This window comes from Microbulbifer maximicatervae (SeqCode), assembly GCF_052468155.1.
Map to the genome: position 1 here is coordinate 4151751 of NZ_CP174335.1, position 16292 is coordinate 4168042.

The following is a 16292-nucleotide window of genomic DNA, read 5'->3' on the forward strand; positions in this document are numbered from 1 at the left end:
TAAAAATTAATTACTATATTTTACAGTAAATTTTGCAAACTTTCTCATAGCGTCCACCGATTCAAATTTAATAGACAGGCCATTCCTGGAGTCTGTGAAAGACTCACCGACCTTTACAATCGCCACATCATTATATGCCCCACCATCAGCATAGCTGATATATAACTCATCCTCAATTTGGTAGGGATTCATTATGGGGTGGGAAGCATGATAGTTAACATAATAATATTCTTTTCCATGACTATGACCTTCACCTCCTATTTTTACTTGCTGAGGAAGATTTTTTGAAAGCTCTCCGGGACCAAGATAAATTGACTGAATTTCTATTTCTTGTAATCCACCCAGATATGGTGTGACTACCTTTGTATACTCAGGGAATTGCTCATACCACCCTAAAAATTCACGCTGGCCACTCCCAAATAGGTTAGACCACCCTAAGCCCATTATTCCTCTTCCCCCATAATAACTTTCAAGATTTCCATCGTTATTCTCATCAAAATTTGCATGGCCTAGTCCAAAGTTATGACCCACCTCATGCTTAATAGTGGCTAAGGCTGCAACTGGCCCGCCCTCTAACCCTACAAACGACCAGTTCCCCCAAGTTGCGGCCACTCCAGCCGCACCAAATATAGATATCGGATAAAGATATACTCGATGGTCCCATTTTGTTAAATCCAGAGGTTCATTATTTTCATCTAATAAATTTTCTCTGGCCCATTCGTCAGCTTCATCTCGAAAGGTCATACCTTTATCTGTATATCGACCACCAAGGTGTTGTCTATCGAGTAACTCCTGGTAGCTGAGCATGTCGCCATTTATTTCATCGGGCACATTGTAGATTACACAATCAATTGATGAGTTTTCCTGGCCAGAGGTTCCATAGCAATAATTATCTAGAGAGCTATCATTAACACGATGCCGTACAAAATTATGCTGACCTAAAGAGTTATAATAATACACTCTATTCATTGAAGTTGGGTTATTAAAAACACTATTAGCCAAATCAGATATACCGAGACTATCTAAGGATGAATTGCCATCGAACTCCATGTAAACAAATACAATACTACTTTCCTTTACCTTTATCGTATTAATAGAAAGCAATACTACCTGAGAAGTATTATCGCTTAATGACAGACTTATCGTTTCAGTAGCTGACTCTCCTGAGGCAATATTTTCAACTCCATCATTAAGGCGGTACTCCCAGTCACCATTCTTATCTACACTAAATTCACCATATTCACCATCAATGGTATCTTCAGTAAATGTTGGGGCATTTCCGTCGACATCAGTAATAGTTACTGTTCCAGATAAGTACTCTGTATCGCCAACGACTAATGTACCAATTGGAGACTCTACGTTAAATTCGTATGGATCATCAAAACCTACAATAGTAATCGTAATAGGTGTTGTTTCACTACTTGAGTCAATACCTATAACAAAATTATCTCTGACAACTTCCTCTCCCTTAATTGGATCTGATAGAGCCTCATCAAGTACATACACCCAACTCCCATCTATACTTACTTCAATCTCCCCATATGCTCCCTGAAAACTGCCTTGAGCGAATTGAAGGCCGCTATTTGTATCACTGATGAGCTTTCCAGATATTTTCTCTTCGATATTTTCTGAAATTCTACCGGTTCCACCTGTTATTTGATACGAACCTCCGCCTCCAGAGTTACTACCAGCTCCTGAGTTATTGCCACCTCCTGAGTTATTGCCACTTCCTGAGTTATTGCCACCTCCTGAGTTATTGCCACCTCCTGCGCTATTGCCACTTCCAGCAGAACTTTCATCGGTAGCTTGGCCTGAGCTTCCCCCACCACCTCCACATGAGGCTATAAGAACAGACAACAAAATGCTAACGGCAATCTCTCGTATATTTTTCACATATTCTCCAAAGTACTATCTCTAGGATTGTTTGGCTTTGTCCTACATTATTTTCTATAAACATAAACCTATCAGTAAGTAAACACTGCGGGTGTCATAGAAATAAAAACTTCAGATAGAACAATTAACCATCTATATACAACCCTTATATTGCGTATACAACCACTCATTCGACGTATATTGATTAAATGCTTATACCTGATGTCAAATGGTGAAGGCGTCATTATTTTACATAACCCATTATTTTCATTATTTTTTGGTCTGATAATTTTAGGAATTGGTCTTTATTAACGGGTATTTGGTATTTTTTCTTACTTTTGTGAACTTTATTCAGTTATCGACACCCTCGCCGGAATCCAACACCTCCTCATATATTCGAACTTATTCGATTATATATTCCACAACCGCCACACAATAAGTTTATCGACTCATGTTATTTAACCAGGGAATACTCCAGCTTATTTACATTGGTCTACTTTTCCACATTTTTATTTACATAACCACCATCTAGACAATATGGAAAAATCTTTACACGATGATTAATTTTTATTCCAAGGAATAACTACGATTCTTTATTCCACAAGTGGATCACCATGTGGCCTGGCAAATAATTCATTTGACGGCCATCCTCTTTTACTCGCTCCTGATCTACTGTTCAAAAGATCCATTACAAATTGATCCTGCTCGGCCATCACCTTATTAAAACCGGCATCCTTTGGGAAATATTTTCGCTCCAAGCCGTTTGTATTCTCACTGATTCTTCTCTACCAAGATAAATATGGGTGAACAAAGTAAAATATCTACTTCTAAGCAATCTACAATTGTTTCTTGTTCAGCGAATTCGAGACTACTATCAAAGGTAATCGTTTTGATTTTATCTTCGAAACTTACCTTGCGACTAATCGCTGCTTCAGCCAGCAAGTCTGATTGTTTACATATCAATGTAACAATAACAGTAAATAGTGTCTTGCGTTCAGGCATAGTCAGTAATTAACCGCGTCGATCACACCTATCGTAGCACTTGCCATGGGACTTTGATGCAATCCTAAGGTGCTTGTATTAGCTTCATAATTTTCCGATCTAAATAAATTTGTTGGTAGATCATCTCACCGTGTAACGACAACCCCGTACACCTCTTCATATAGCTTACGACTTGCTGTGGTCTGAGTTAGGGCCTCTATTTGTTTCCACATGCCATCAGTCACCCTCTGTGCTTTATACACTTGCTAGCGTCTTAGCGCTGCAAGCTTATGTTCTTGTCCCGGGCGATATCCTAAGTATTACACTGCAGCTTTTAGTCGATCATTGCGAGATACCTCTCTAACGGTTTTGCTATTGTTTTCTAAGAATGCATGGATGTTCTAAAACTGTAAATCTGGCATCGTTCGATCTCGCTCCGTTGGTAGCAGCTCATCATTTTCTTTCACTTGATTGAGAGAGATTCCGGCTCTACCAACTGAGCCCACTCTTACCAATTACTCTTATTATCCGAAACCAACAATTTGTGTCATTGCAGGTATCAATTTAATTAAAGCAAAACAGTTTAATGGTTTCAAAACTTAGGGCGGGATCCTGTGGCGTACTGGGTATGCTTGATACGGCAGGTTCCTCTTTGTGATTACTAGAGTCAACACCAGAATGGATTGCGGGGGTATAGTGCTGGAGTCTCTTGGCTTTTAAATGTAGCTTATGAAGTGACCCACTAACCCCGGATACCATAATGACTTTATGCTTTCGGGCATTTTCATAGGTTGTAGAGTCCAAATGCGATAGGCCCGGATTTTGGTTGGCATTTCAGCGTATCGGGTGAACGCCTGGCGAGAACTCTTTATAGAAATATTAAAGGGGAGCTAGCGAAGGCAGACTCAAGGCCAGTCCACCACTTCAGCGACGCGGCTGTTGAGCGAAAAAATGAGGATGTGATTTTTTAGAGGTACCCTCGAGTATAAACAGCACGGCGGAGGGGATGTGCATATGGGATTGCTCCTATACCTTTCTGAAAACTGTAAGTATTAAGAATACCAGTAACCTGTTAATAATCATACAACTGTCTGTCGCATGCTAATCCCCCCCCGCTTTAATGTGAGGGGGTATTAGAGTCGCGAGCAAAAATAATTAGTAAGTATAGATCTCTATCGCTGAGGATCCATCCGGGTCTACTGGGTATTCATATGCGCTAACAGCCAGCGTTTGCCCATCGCCACTGAGGCTGATAGTCGTTCCGAAAGAGTCACCCTGCTCAGTATTGCTACTCTTGAGATAAGCCTGCTGCTGCCAGGTATTGGCCTGCCGTGCAAACATGTAAGCTGCACCAGAGCTTATAGCACCATTATTGTGTTGATCACCATTGATACCTTGGGCACTGCTGCCCTCAAAAATAGCGCCAACAGCCAGAGTTTGGCCATCGGCACTGAGACTGATAGGGAACCCGAAATGATCACCCTGTTCAGTATTGCTGCCCTTGAGATAGGCTTGCTGCTGCCAGATATTGGCCTCTCGAACAAACACGTAAGCTGCGCCAGAGCTTATAGCATCATTGCTGTGTTGATTACCATTGATACCTTGGGCGCTGCTGTCCTCAAGATCAGCACCGACAGCCAGAGTTTGGCCATCGGCACTGAGGCTGATAGCCATTCCGAAAAAGTCATCCTGTTCAGTATTGCTGCCCTTGATATAGGCTTGCTGCTGCCAGATATTGGCCTCTCGTACAAATACGTAAGCTGCCCCAGCAAATGGGGCATCATTGTTGTGTTGATCGCCATTGATACCCTGGGCGCTGCTGTTCTCAGAAACAGCACCAACAGCCAGGGTTTGGCCATCGGCACTGAGGCTGATAGAGCTCCCGAATTCATCACGCTCTTCAGTATTGCTGCCCTTAAGATAGGCTTGCTGCTGCCAGATATTGGCCTCTCGTACAAATACGTAAGCTGCCCCAGCAATTGGGGCATCATTGTTATGTTGATCGCCATTGATACCTTGGGCGCTGCTGCTCTCAGAAACAGCACCAACAGCCAGAGTTTGGCCATCGGCACTGAGACTGATAGAGCTCCCGAAAGCGTCCCCCTCTTCAGTATTACTACCCTTGAGATAGGCTTGCTGTTGCCAGGTATTGGCTTCTCGTACAAACACGTAAGCCGCCCCAGCAATTGGGGCATCATTGTTGTGTTGATCGCCATTGATACCTTGGGCGCTGCTACCCTCAAAATGAGCACCAACAGCCAGAGTTTGACCATCGGCACTGAGACTGATAGAGCTCCCGAATTCGTCACCCTCTTCAGTATTATTGCCTTTGAGATTGGCATCCTGCACCCACACTCCCCCCTCTCTGATAAACAGGAAGACTGCATTTTCACTGTGATTAGCTACGGCCAGGGTGTGGCCATCACCACTGAGGCTGACAGAGAAGAGCTCTTCGGTATCATCGATCTTGAGGTAGCCAATGGCAGCGACCAATGCGTCGCTCACTGAGATAAGGTCTGAGTCACTGCACTGCTCCAATTCACCCTCCCCGTTACAAGCTTGTAGTAGGTACTGAGCATTTGCCCGCGCGTAGAGCGGCACTTCTAGCGTTATGGTTTCACTCCCCTGGGGAATATGCTCTGCGACAGGAGTAAACCCAGATAGCCCATCTGAGTTTTCCAGTAAATGGTAATGACTGGCGTTGCCGGTATCGGTCCAACTAAAGCGGAACAACTTAACGGGCTCAAAGCTTAGGGTGAAATCCTGTGGTGGATTAGGAATATCGGGTGTCTCTTCTACGGCAGGTGTCTCTTCTACGGCAGGTGTCTCTTCGTTGTTACTCTCGTTGCTACCGGACCCTCCACTGCTGCAAGCAGTAAGGAGGGAGAGGATAGTTATTATAAAGATGGCTTTAATGGACTGCGGGGGCATGGTGATAGGATCTCTACGCTTTTTAATACAACAGCTCAATTATTCATATCGCCCGTGCTGTTTCTTTAGGATTTGGGCATTTTTTATAGGTCACAGAGTCACAAAACTAATAAGACGGCACTGAGCAGTGGGGTCTTAGGTTCAATGTACCTGTCAAGATGATGATCCGAGGAGTTGGGTGCACACAGGCGCAATTCCCAGTCCGGGTATTGCTTACGGAAAACCAGCAGAACAGGTACAGGGCAGCAATTGTGGCAATGAGAGTGGAGTAGTGAACCCAGGCTGATTCTGCCCCACCGGGTAGAAAGTGTTTTTCTTCAACGCTGCGACGGCGATATAAAATTAGCGCATAAAAAATGACTGTCGCAATCACAAAGATGCGGGACCAACGGGTTTATTGTTCGTCAGATCCCACCTGGGCCACAAGACAGCACACCGCTGAATCAGCATAATCACAGTAAACAGACAGTGCTGCTGATGCGGCATTTTGTCAAACGGCTGACTGACTGTTGGAAATATGGTAGTAAGCATCAGTTGGATTAGTTCAGACCAAATCTGAACTACTACAGTTTAGTCGTCAGTGGGATCGATAGTTATCTTCTTACAGAGTTTTTTCCATATTGCCTGCATGTTAATTACGCTAAAGAAGTTATGAAACAGTTTCTAGGGGAAAGGAGCATCTGCGATATTTCATCTACAGATGCCTACCCCCTTAATTATTAGAGTCAATATTAGCTAAAATGAAAATTTCAAAGCTTAGGTATCAGCTATTACCTTCTAAATTTATGCACCTAAAAAATTTAGCAGCATATCCCCTCTTGTCCGATAATGATCTTCGTTCGCACCCTTTCCTGTATGCAGCACCCTAATATCATCCAATATTTTTTTCTTGTGCTTCACCACCGAGCCTACTATAGAAATCTTTCACCTCATGTGCGCAGTTTTCACCAAGCTTCCCTTTGTCCAGTAAAACTGCATTGAAGTGTATCAGAGATTCCTTTTCTTTATAGCTCATTTCTCCGCACAACTTATCTGCCAATGCACCCAAGTTATTACTTCGAAGGTTTACCAACAGCTTCAACTGCCGATCAGTAAATAATTGTTTGAAAATATTATGTTGCTGTTCAGGTTTCAGCTGGGTAGATAAAATTGCAGCGAGCGCAAGGTTTTGCTTATGGATCATCACAGACATCAGTGCTACTGAGCCATCAAAAAGATATGATACGAGCCCAAAGAATAGATTGTTATCGGATTTAATCCTATGAATAAAGCATGTATAGTTCCGTCTCAGGTACTTTCCATCGGTTGCGTTTAGATATCCATCAAAAATTTGACTGTTGTTCAAATTTTGACAAAGCTTGTCCGCGAGCTTATCCATTCCTGGGTCCCGACAGCCTCCAAGTAACTTCATTTGCTGGCCTGGATCTAGCTGTTCAATCATGCCATTCTGTTGATCGGAACTCACATGTGTAAGTAATAAGGCTGCACGGTGAGGACTTTTGTAAATTAATGTGGACATAACCGTAGGTTTTATGCCCCCTAGGCTTAGTGACTTAGTCTTTATTTGATTCGGACGGACGGCTTTGGGGCGTGATCAGTTTGTTTTCTGCCACAGAATCTAGTAAAAATTCGGTCACAGAGATCGTTCCTGCGCACTTCGATTAATCTTTTTCGACATGTATTACGCTCAGCGGATCGCTTGCCTTGTGTGTTATTTTTATGCTGAGGCGCTCCACTTGTTGCTCTTGTGCTACCGACTGAATTTACACCCATTGTTTTCACTTCTTCTTATGATGCTAATAATTTCTATATTTTATCTTGAGGAACCTCTAAATGCTTTATTTTATGGGCTTTAGTTTTTAACTCCTTGGTTTCAGATAATAATCCACCATATCCTTACCCCCCAATAAGCATGATCGTTATTGTAAAATACGGGGCATTCGTCCAGATACATCTGAAGACCCCCAACAAATCCATAGATAATCACCAAATAATGAAAACAGGCAGAATTCCTATAAACTAGTTATACCATAACGCATATAGTTATTATTTTGTTTCAGATGTCCGCTTTTAAGTGCCCCCCATCTCATTCATGTTCAATATTGCTCATATTCATATCCCCCTAATTTACTTCGATACCTCGCTTCCTAGACAGTTAGGATGTGCATCAATAGAATATTAGTTATTGGATGCAATAGTAATACAGGGTCCTTCAGAAGTTCCTCCACAGTAATGTGGTATTTTGATTGAATACATCCGATCATGAGGCAACTGCGCATAACTATTAATTAGGTTTCCTTAGCAATCCGGCATAATGAAGTATCCTATGGGCCTAGATAGCCTGGGTGCTGGGTACCGATGTCATCACAAGCTTCGTCATGCTGCTTTCGCGCTAAAGCCTGGATTTGCAATTAAGGTAAGATGAGCCTCTCCTTTACCACCTTTGCCTCAAGCTAATCGAAATTTGAAGCTCCCCAGGTCAAGCAGCCACAACCAGGTGCACTGTTATGCCCTAGCCCCCATAATCGACTCAATGATATGAGCGCTAGTTTCTAAATCTTGGACATAAGTTGAAGACAGCCCAATAACGGGAAATAAACTTAGAGAATGCAGAAAAAAAGAAAATCGATGGGGGGGAGCTCTGCTCAGCACAAAACAGGCAGCATTCAACGCGCCGCCGGCTTCTGCAATCTAACAATTTTTAGTCGTACATTGGGTTGCGAAGAATAGGGCAAACCGCATCTTCACTCTTAGCCATATAATGGCTCTTTGATGGTATTGCCATTTACAAAGTCGGCCTCATTGGGTACTGGATAAATATTTTTAGGTTTTAGGCGCTTTTCGACATAGGGTAATTAAAGGTAAGTTAAGGGGACCGGCCTCCAAGAGCCCCTGATAACCGAGGGAACCTTTAAATAATCTCACAATATCTCTACGGATTGTGATTACATTTAGCGGACTTACAGCAGTGGCGACCCATTACACCTAAATTAATTTCTATCGGTAACGGCGGGCAAGTTGCCGGCCTCCTATCCCGACAGCTGGATCGACTATTGTGCACACCAGTGAACTCACCCTCAACAAGTCGCGATTAAATCAGATTTATTCTTGCCATTTCATTACCTGAAACTCAACACTACTTACTCAAAACTAAAAATTATTACCAAGCGCTTATCTTGTAAGCATTAACATTCCATTGACCCGAGTAAGCTTGCCAACGTGACAAATAAGCATGGCGATAAAAAGCATCAAAAAAATTAAGAAAATCATTTTTTGATGGGAAGCGGTATTCACCATAGTTTGGGTCAAAGAACAGAGCACCAACCTCAGTGGGAATACGCTCATCCGCGATCCAAACAGCTATTGCATGTCCAGCACGCCGTGAACTAATAGAAACATATCCATAGGTTTCTTGAAAGCGTCCAAATGCATTTACAAGACATCTATTAACCGGTGGAATGGGGTTCGCAGGTGGCTGCGGATTGCCCGGTACTATTGGTGCAAGGTTTTGTAGGGCTAAATCTGCCCAACTAGTGCAATACTCATTCGCCTTAGTAAGACCATTGTGAATTAACCAATTATCGATATTATCCCTCTGCCTACCTCCCCCCTTAGTCCAAAAATGAAAATCCTTTGCCACCTTGACTAATTCACCTGTATTAAGCGATCTATAAGTGGGATATCTTATTGGACCTAGAGTTATAGAGCATGGAGTTAATCCAAGCTTGTCTGGTAGGCTTTTATCATCTACCGCATGAGTCTTGATCCAGTGCGCACTGAGCGCGGCACATATTCCACGCGGACCATACTTGGCATAGTGCACCCAGCTCCGAGGTGAACTTTGCGAAAATCCCCAGGTTTTAACCCCTCTATGTGCTCTCGCAATTCTATTTACCCACATTATCTCTCCTTAAACCTGCTATCGTATTTCATTACTATGTCTCTGTGCCTAAGTACGCGGCTAAAGCGAAACTTGTAACCTGTTCCTATATTTAAGCCACCGCTACATCAAGTAATGAAGCGTTCCAAGGCACTCTCTACGCTAACCTAGAGATAAGACTTTACGCGCCGAGAGCGCAGATAACTTTAGATTGCAGGCTTAATTTTTTAGACTTTGGCCAAAACTTGTCTACATCCAAATGCAGGAAAACTAACTTGGTGAAGGTAGGTGGGAAAAAGAAAGTGACGGGAAAGTAACTGTGCCAAGCATCACAAAAACAGGCAGCAGTCACCGCGCCGCCTGCTTCTGCAATCTATCAATTCTTAGTCATGCATTGGGTTGCGAAGAATTGGGCAAACCGCGTCTTCATTCTTAGCCATATATTGCTGGTGGTACTCCTCGGCGTAGTAGAACGGTTGAGCCATGCTAATTTCGGTAGTGATTGATCCACGATCTTTGGCATCCAGCGCTTCCTGCACAGCCGCCCTGCTCGCTTCCGCCTCCTGTTTCTGACCTTCGTTCAGGCAGAAAACACAGGAACGGTACTGGGAACCGATATCGTTACCCTGGCGCATACCCTGGGTTGGGTCATGGTGATCCCAAAAGATCCGCAGGAGTTCTGCATAGCTCACCTTTTTGGGGTCAAAGATCACTTTCACCACCTCTGCGTGCCCGGTACGGCCGGTGCAGACTTCATCGTAGTTCGGGTTTTCAGTGGCGCCATCGGTATAGCCAACGGCAGTGGCAAACACACCATCCGTATCCCAGAACACATGCTCTGCGCCCCAGAAGCATCCCATACCAAAAATGGCGACTTCCAGGTGCTCGGGGAATGGCTCTTTAATGGTGTTGCCATTTACAAAGTGGGTGCCACTGATCTCCATCGGCTGGGGCCGGCCGGGCAGCACCTGGTCCGCATCGGGTATCTGAAATTTGTCGTATTGCATACTGTTTTCTCAAGTGCAGGTATTTTCTTTTGTCAGGATAGCTCTAAGGCGCTTATCCTCCCAGATCAAGTAATATTAATCCGCGAATCAAGTAGTTAAGAGGACTCTATGATACGCAGAACAAACATTGGCAGATCAACACTATAAGGAGTCGTCATTGGCGCGCTTAATCTTACTGATTTTAATCGCCATCGGTGCCTGGTATCTCTGGCAAAAAATCAAATCTAGCTCACCGCAGGAGCGGCGCAAGCAGATTTTTATGGCCTGTATCGCCGGCGTCGCCGCAATAGTGGTTGTGCTGGCTATCACCGGGCGCCTGCATTGGGTAGGAGCAGCGCTGGTGCTCATTCTTCCTGTGTTGGGCCGTTTACTCAGTCAGCTCTCCCGTTATTTACCCTGGTTGATGCCACTGTTTGAAAAGTATTCAAGCAGGCGCCCAAATCCAGGGGCCACTCAACATCCGCCGCCACACAACGCCGAGGGCCCGCCACTCTCGGAACACGAAGCGCGCCGAATCCTTGGCGTTGACGCCGATGCTGGCAGAGATGAAATCATTAGTGCACACCGCAAATTGATCCAAAAACTCCACCCAGATCGCGGCGGCAACGATTACCTGGCATCGCGTATCAACGCCGCTAAGGAGTTACTACTGAGCATTCTTGGTTAAACCTTACAAAGCAGGTGGATATACCTGGCCAATTGCCGATAGGGGTCCACCTGGGAGTATTCAAGCTCCTTTTCCACAATGGCCGACGCGGGCAACTTTTCCCGGATTGATGGTGTCATAAAGTCGTGGAAGCAGCGGATGCCGCTGTGACAAACCACGGAAAAGCCCGCTTCGGTCAACCAGTCTTCCACCCATTCCGGCAGAAGGGGATTCTGTGGTGTGAGGCTGCCAGGGTGGCCACCCCAGTTATCCCCTTCAATATTGCGGTCCAGCTGGCGAAAGCTGCCCCGCTGTAATAGACGGAACTCAAGGGCACGCCGATTGTAGAAAGTGAGCGAAAGATGCCCGCCAGGCTTTAACAAGCTGCGCAGCTGCTGCAACGCCTGTTGCGGCTGTTCCAACCATTCCAGCACAGCGTGGCAAATTACCAGGTCGGCGTCCTTTAGAGCTTCTACCTGCGGCAATTCTTGCAGGGGTTTATGCAGCAAGGTCATTTGCTTTTGCAGATGGCGCTGGCGAATTTCCGCATCCGCGAGTTCAAGCATCTGCGCGGAGATATCGGCTAGGAAAACCTCGTGCCCCGCTTCAGCCAGATCCATCGCAAAATGGCCCTGGCCACCCCCAGCGTCAACGATTTTTAGAGTGCGCTGCTCGCTCCCCAACAGCGGCGCCAGATCCCGGTTGAGCACTGCCAGGCGGACATCCCCTTTGAGGCCACCGTAGATTCGGTTGCGAAAACGGTGAGCGAGATCGTCAAAGTTTCGATCTTTACGCAGGCTATCACCCATCGGAGCCCTCACCTTGCAAAGCCTCATTGCAACGGCGGCGGTTCTCGGCGAATTTGCGCTGTAGCGCCTCTTCCATATCAACCCCCAGTACAGCGGCCAGTTTGCTCAAGTACATCTGAATATCCGCCAGTTCAGCGGCAACTTGCTCGGCCTTGTCGCCTGCCATTAGACCCTGGATATCTTTATCACTGCACCATTGAAAGTGCCGCCCTAACTCTGCAACTTCCACAGATAGCGCCATGGTCAGATTTTTGGGTGTGTGCAGTGCCTGCCAGCCGCGAGCTTTAGCGACTTCATCAAAAGCCGCCAGGATTTTATGCTTATCCATCGGATTTTTTCCTCTGCTGGCGCTCCAGCCCGCCCTCCCGGGCAGCCAAAATTGAATTCAGTGCTCGGGACAAAAACTCCCGCCGGTATAAAACACAGACAACAAACAGATAGCCGGCAACAAACAGGACCGGATGGATAAACCAGCCCAGCACTGACATTGAGAAATAATAAGAGCGCAGACCGTAGTTGTAACTGTGGCCCGCATGGTCGATCACCTTGGCAGTACTGATGGCAAATCGGCGTCGCTCTTCCTCAGATAGATCACCGGCTTCCGGCGGCGGTGCTGCACCAATGAGTACATTGGCGAAGGAGTACTGGCGCAGTGACCAGGTAAAATTGAAAAAGGCGAAGATAAAAATCAGGATCAACAACATCACCTTAAGCTCAAACTGCTCAACGGTAGTGGGCTCCGCAAAAGGCAAACTGGTAAGCACTTCGATGGCGGCCTTGTTCGCCGTCAAAGCCGTCACTAAACCCGCCAGGATAAGAATACTGGTGGAGGCAAAAAAACCAATGACCCGCTCCAGGTTACTGAGAATAGCGGTATCCGCCATGCGCATATCCCTATCGAGCATACGCATCATCCATTCAACGCGGTACCACTGAAGCGATGAAGTAAGGCACCAGGTTTCTTTGGCTTTTTTTCGCGCAAAAACGGTGTAACCCACCCATGTGATAAAAAAGCCAATGACACTGGCAATATCCAACCAGGACAACCTCTAATATCTCCGTGTTCGTCTACATTTATGCCGTAGCTTCGGCAAGCGAAGTCTTCGCCCTACTGGCATCCTTGTCAACACTGTCTTTCCGATGTGTGCAAGCGGTAGAATAGCGCCCTTTCGCCGGCAGCAGTGGCCGGCCAGAAAATTCATATAACTCCAGGGAGCTGTCTTTTGAGCAACTCACATCCTGCATTTGAACTGGTTACCAGCGCAGAAATTGATTCTCTCGGCGTGCGCGTCGAGGAATACCGACACATTACGACCGGTGCCCAGCACCTGCACATCGCCGCAGACAACTCGGAAAATGTTTTCCTTGTCGCCCTGCGCACCGTGCCCGAAGACTCCACCGGTGTCGCCCATATTCTTGAACACACCGCCCTGTGCGGCAGTGACAAGTACCCGGTGCGCGATCCCTTCTTTATGATGATCCGGCGCTCACTCAATACCTTTATGAACGCCTTCACCAGTTCAGATTGGACCGCCTACCCGTTTGCCAGCCAGAACCGAAAGGATTTTGACAACCTTCTCGACGTCTACCTGGATGCGGTATTTTTTGCGCGCCTGGACCCGCTGGACTTTGCCCAGGAAGGCCATCGCCTGGAATTTGCCGAAGCGGATAATGCGAGCAGCGAGCTCGTCTACAAAGGTGTCGTGTTCAATGAGATGAAAGGTGCCATGAGCTCCGTCACCTCGCAGCTGTGGCACACCCTGAGCAAATATCTGTTCCCCACCACCACCTATCACTACAACTCCGGTGGCGAACCTACTGATATTCCAAAGCTGAGTTACGAGCAGCTGGTTGCCTTCTACCGCAGCCACTACCACCCCAGCAACGCCACCTTTATGACTTTCGGTGATATTCCCGCAGCGGAACACCAGGCCGCGTTTGAAGAAAAAGCGCTGCACAAATTCGAGAAGCTCGACAAGACCATCTCGGTTGGGCGCGAAGACCGCTACCAGGCGCCGCTGAAAGTCGAAGAGCACTACCCGTTAAATGGCGAGCCTCTGAAGGCCAAGACCCATATCGTATTGAGCTGGCTACTGGGTGATGTCACCGATCTTGAAGAGGCCCTGACCGCACACCTGCTCGCCGGCGTACTGCTGGATAACAGCGCTTCACCGCTAATGAAGCTGCTGGAAACCACCGACCTGGGCACTTCCCCTTCGCCGCTGGTTGGCCTGGACGATTCCCAACGCGAACTAGTGTTTGTCTGCGGTATTGAAGGCAGCGAACGCGAAAGTGCCGACGAGCTTGAGCAACAAGTTCTCGACGTGCTGAGGGACGTGGCGGAAAACGGCATCCCCTACGAACAGGTAGAAGCCAGCTTGCACCAGCTGGAATTGCAACAGCGGGAGATTGGTGGCGACGGCTACCCCTTCGGCTTGCAATTGATTCTCACCGCATTGACCGGCGCCACTCACCGTGGCGATGCCATTGGCCTGCTGAATATCGATGCCACCCTGGAGCGACTGCGCGAGCAGATCAAAGATCCGAAGTTTATCGCCAATAAAGCCCGTGAACTTCTGCTGGAGAACCAGCACCGCGTACGTATGGTACTGAGTCCCGATGAGCAGCTGGCTGCGCGCCGCGAGCAGGCGGAGAAAGACCAGCTGGCGGAAATCAAAGCCGCTCTCAGCGAAAAAGAAAAAGCACAGATTGTCGAAACCGCCAAAGCCCTGGCCGATCGACAAAACCGCGAGGACGACGCTTCTATCCTGCCCAAGGTCGGCGTAGAAGATATTCCCGCAGAGCTTCCGGATGTCGAAGGCGAAGCAATAGACTTGGGCCCACAGAAGTTGACCCGCTACAGCGCGGGCACCAACGGTCTGGTTTACCAGCAAATGGTCTGCGCGCTGCCGGAATTCACCGAAACCGAAAAACAGCTGCTGCCCTACTACTGCCAAGTACTGAGCGAAGTCGGTCTGGGTGAAAAAGACTACCTGGAAGTCCAGCAGTGGCAGACCAGCGTGGTGGGCGCCCTGCACGGTTTCACCAGCAGCCGTACTGCCATCGACAACCTGGATCACTTGTCGGGCCACTTTATCCTGTCCGGTAAAGCGCTGGCTCGCAATCAGGGCGGCCTGACCGAGCTGATGCAAGCCACCATGGAGCAGGTGCGTTTTGACGAGCACGCCCGCATCAAGGAATTGCTACTGCAAACCCTCGCCCGCCGCGAACAGGGTGTTGTCGGCAACGGCCACGCCCTCGCCATGGCTGCCGCCAGTGCCGGCTACAACCGCGCCGCCTGGGAGAGCCATGCCTGCGGTGGTCTGCTGGGATTGCGCAACCTGCGAGCCCTGGTTGTCGGACTGGAAAAAGAGGAAGGCCTGCAAGACCTTTCCACCCAATTCCAGGCTATCCACCAGAAAATCCTCGCAGCACCGCGCCAGTTCCTGCTGGTGGGTGAAGAAGAGAAAATTGGCGATTTCAGCCAGACACTGATGCCACTGACTTCTACTTCCAGCATCGCCGCAGCCAACCCCGCTGCACCTTTCGAACGCAAACAAATCGAGGAACTCTGGGTTGCCAACAGCCAGGTGAACTTCTGTGCCAAGGCCTACGCCACTGTGCCTATGTCCCACCCGGATGCGGCACCGCTGTCGGTTTTGAGCGGCTTCCTGCGCAACGGCTTCCTGCATCGCACCATCCGCGAACAGGGCGGCGCCTACGGCGGCGGAGCCGGCCACGACAGCAATATTGGCGTATTCCGCTTCTACTCCTACCGCGATCCGCGTATGGGTGAAACCCTGGAGGACTTCGACGCATCCCTTAAGTGGTTGGCCGAAGAGAAGCACAAGGAAGAACAGGTTGAGGAAGCGATCCTCGGCGTCGTCGGCGGTCTGGATAAACCCGGCTCCCCCGCTGGTGAAGCCAAGAAGAACTTCCACTCGGGCCTTTACGGTCGCACCCACGAGACGCGCCAACAATTCCGCAAGCAGGTTACGGAAGTTACCCTGGAAGACCTGCAACGCGTCGGTGCCACCTATCTGGACCCGAGCAAGGCCAGTACCGCCATTGTTACCGGTCCCCAAGGTAGCGAAGCGGCAGCCAAACTCAACCTGAAGGAAGAGAAGCTCTAACTGGAGCTCGACGATTCCCCGGCAATTTGTCCG

11 protein-coding genes are annotated in these 16292 nt (G+C 47.6%); 2 read left to right on the forward strand and 9 right to left on the reverse strand.

Going from position 1 to position 16292, the window contains the following annotated elements; all coding sequences use genetic code 11:
• Positions 1-6 precede the first annotated feature (6 nt).
• From ACJJIY_RS17645 to msrA, 6 genes are all read right to left on the reverse strand, one after another.
• Complete coding sequence (locus ACJJIY_RS17645; protein WP_445358508.1) at positions 7-1893, reverse strand: VCBS domain-containing protein; 1887 nt, start codon at positions 1891-1893, stop codon at positions 7-9.
• A gap of 750 nt (positions 1894-2643) precedes the next feature.
• On the reverse strand, positions 2644-2874 hold the full coding sequence (locus tag ACJJIY_RS17650) for a hypothetical protein (protein ID WP_444897016.1): 231 nt from the start codon (positions 2872-2874) through the stop codon (positions 2644-2646).
• Positions 2875-4008: 1134 nt separating this feature from the next.
• Positions 4009-5784, reverse strand: coding sequence for an FG-GAP repeat protein (locus tag ACJJIY_RS17655; RefSeq protein WP_444897015.1), 1776 nt, complete (start codon positions 5782-5784; stop codon positions 4009-4011).
• 871 nt (positions 5785-6655) lie between these two features.
• On the reverse strand, positions 6656-7225 hold the full coding sequence (locus tag ACJJIY_RS17660; RefSeq protein WP_445358509.1) for a hypothetical protein: 570 nt from the start codon (positions 7223-7225) through the stop codon (positions 6656-6658).
• Between the two features lie 1719 nt (positions 7226-8944).
• Complete coding sequence (locus ACJJIY_RS17665) at positions 8945-9424, reverse strand: YopT-type cysteine protease domain-containing protein (protein WP_444897013.1); 480 nt, start codon at positions 9422-9424, stop codon at positions 8945-8947.
• A gap of 623 nt (positions 9425-10047) precedes the next feature.
• A complete protein-coding gene (gene msrA, locus ACJJIY_RS17670; RefSeq protein WP_282932528.1) occupies positions 10048-10671 on the reverse strand; it encodes a peptide-methionine (S)-S-oxide reductase MsrA in 624 nt (207 codons plus the stop codon).
• A gap of 157 nt (positions 10672-10828) precedes the next feature.
• Here msrA and ACJJIY_RS17675 point away from each other — a divergent pair, with 157 nt between their 5' ends.
• On the forward strand, positions 10829-11338 hold the full coding sequence (locus ACJJIY_RS17675) for a DnaJ domain-containing protein (RefSeq protein WP_445358510.1): 510 nt from the start codon (positions 10829-10831) through the stop codon (positions 11336-11338).
• On the opposite strand, the gene ACJJIY_RS17680 is transcribed toward ACJJIY_RS17675, so the two are convergent.
• Genes ACJJIY_RS17680 through ACJJIY_RS17690 form a run of 3 tightly spaced genes read right to left on the reverse strand, consistent with a single transcriptional unit; the run spans position 11335 to position 13172 of the window.
• Positions 11335-12126, reverse strand: a complete 792-nt coding sequence (locus tag ACJJIY_RS17680; RefSeq protein ID WP_445358511.1) for a methyltransferase — start codon at positions 12124-12126, stop codon at positions 11335-11337. The genes ACJJIY_RS17675 and ACJJIY_RS17680 overlap by 4 nt on opposite strands.
• A complete protein-coding gene (locus tag ACJJIY_RS17685; protein ID WP_445358512.1) occupies positions 12119-12454 on the reverse strand; it encodes a nucleotide pyrophosphohydrolase in 336 nt (111 codons plus the stop codon). Before ACJJIY_RS17685 ends, ACJJIY_RS17680 begins: the two co-directional genes overlap by 8 nt.
• Positions 12447-13172, reverse strand: coding sequence for a DUF599 domain-containing protein (locus ACJJIY_RS17690; RefSeq protein ID WP_445358513.1), 726 nt, complete (start codon positions 13170-13172; stop codon positions 12447-12449). The genes ACJJIY_RS17685 and ACJJIY_RS17690 overlap by 8 nt, the downstream gene beginning before the upstream one ends.
• 177 nt (positions 13173-13349) lie before the next feature.
• Between ACJJIY_RS17690 and ACJJIY_RS17695 the strand changes: the two genes are divergently transcribed.
• Complete coding sequence (locus tag ACJJIY_RS17695) at positions 13350-16259, forward strand: insulinase family protein (protein ID WP_445358514.1); 2910 nt, start codon at positions 13350-13352, stop codon at positions 16257-16259.
• Positions 16260-16292 lie beyond the last annotated feature (33 nt).